The organism is Hungatella sp. (assembly GCF_046966825.1).
On the sequence record NZ_JBKVCZ010000301.1, the window covers coordinates 1 to 1,655 of the forward strand.

A 1,655-nucleotide genomic window follows, 5' to 3' on the forward strand; every position below is an offset into this window, starting at 1 on the left:
CAATGATGCTCCCTTGTCTCCCTTGTGGAACGGGCAGTGGATGAACCCCGCCCGATTTACATGGAACCCATATCTTTCCACAATTTCCCTCATGCTGTATGAATGTTTAATCTCTTCTCTATTCATGTCTTTTGCTCAATAACTCAATAATTTTCTTTCCGGTATCATTCTTCTCACAGAATTCAAACCTCACGTTATACCGGTCCCTAATCGTGCAAAGGGACTTGTATAGCTGATTCCCATCGACTGCTTTAGAAGATGCTACAGCACCTCTCCTTCTTTCCGTTCGCAGTGCCGCCATTACTTCATGTTTTCTTGGATTTTCCAAAAATACATCCTCGATGCTTTGATATCCTTCCTGCTCAATCAGTATGATCAACATATTCCCGCATCCATAGCCTTAAGCAGCTCCTTTTAAATCTTTCGTGCTGCTGGCAGACATTTCCGCACAACTCTTGGAGATTTTGCTTTCTGTCGATTATGAGCCGGGGATTGTCCAAAACATGTAATCCCCAACTAATAATTTGCTGGAAAAATGCTTAACTCCATTATCATCAAAGTCTTCCACGATCTTCAGATCGCCCCTTGCTTTTCCCTACTGTCAATCTGTATATCCATCTGTCTCACTCCTAATTAAACGGTAACTCTTCATCGATGCCATCCGGAATATTCATAAATCCATCAGGTCCGACCGGCGGCGCTGCTGCGGATGCTCCGTTATTATCCTTGTATGCCTTTGTTTCGATTTCCGCAGGATATCAGCGTCTTTTACTCTTCTGCGCTTCTGAACCAGCGGAGCTGATGCTTTGCAATGTTCCTTCCATTGTAATAATCATTTACAACGCCAAATACTGCTCCAGCCAGCTTGTTTTTAAAACATTCCGCAAATCCATCGCCCCAGTTCACCGTGAACCCCGGATTCGACTTCTCAACGGACGTGATAAATGTCTTGAAAGATTTACTGCAGTCGCCATTTTGATCCTCGGTTAAAATATATGTAGTTCCATTTGCCGGCCATTTCTTATCCGGTCTGATATCATCGCGAAATGCTTTTTCGAAATATCCAGGCAGGCTATCGTTTTTTGCGAAGTCGAAAGACACCCTAATCATGTCTTTATTTGTCTTCGATTTCATTTCCAGAACTTCCTTGATGATCAAGATATGTCCTCCAAGCTCTACCGGCGTAAATTCTCCCTGTACCTGTGTGTTGTCAAAATTATTTGGTTTCTGCATTGTTTTCTTCTCCTTTTCCTAATCCGTAGTATTCTCTAATTTTCTTATCGACCAACAGCAGGTCATTATCTATTGTTAAATCCTCAAACATTCCGATCGGAGATTTGCTTACTGCTCCTTGGCTTGCTTGGGTGACAAACAAATGCTTTCCGCCTTCCTCGATGCATCTAAGTACTATCGTAAACATTCCTTCGATGCAAACTTTTTCATCGAGTAGTTTCCCGATGGTTTTTGGCTTCACTTCCCCTGCTTCATCTTTTTCTTCGTGCATGATAATATACACGATTTTATTCTCTGGCACTTTTGTTACAATAAACTGGATTAAGTTCCAGAAATAGTCTCCAATGTCGTTGTACAGGGAGAATACCCCATTTCCTTTTCCAGCTGAGCTGTGTCCCCTCATAAAATGATTTGTTATTAGA

3 protein-coding genes are annotated in these 1,655 nt (G+C 42.0%); all 3 read right to left on the bottom strand.

The genetic code is table 11. The features are described 5' to 3' along the window. Positions 1 to 118: 118 nt before the first annotated feature. Positions 119 to 382, bottom strand: coding sequence for a hypothetical protein (locus ACLTD4_RS34085; RefSeq protein ID WP_412332006.1), 264 nt, complete (start codon positions 380 to 382; stop codon positions 119 to 121). A 386-nt stretch (positions 383 to 768) separates the two neighbouring features. Next, positions 769 to 1,233 (bottom strand): hypothetical protein, encoded by a 465-nt coding sequence (locus ACLTD4_RS34090; protein WP_412332007.1) that lies wholly within the window; start codon positions 1,231 to 1,233, stop codon positions 769 to 771. Beyond that, a partial coding sequence (locus ACLTD4_RS34095; RefSeq protein ID WP_412332008.1) for a hypothetical protein occupies positions 1,217 to 1,655 on the bottom strand: 439 nt, incomplete at its 5' end. The genes ACLTD4_RS34095 and ACLTD4_RS34090, both read right to left, overlap by 17 nt.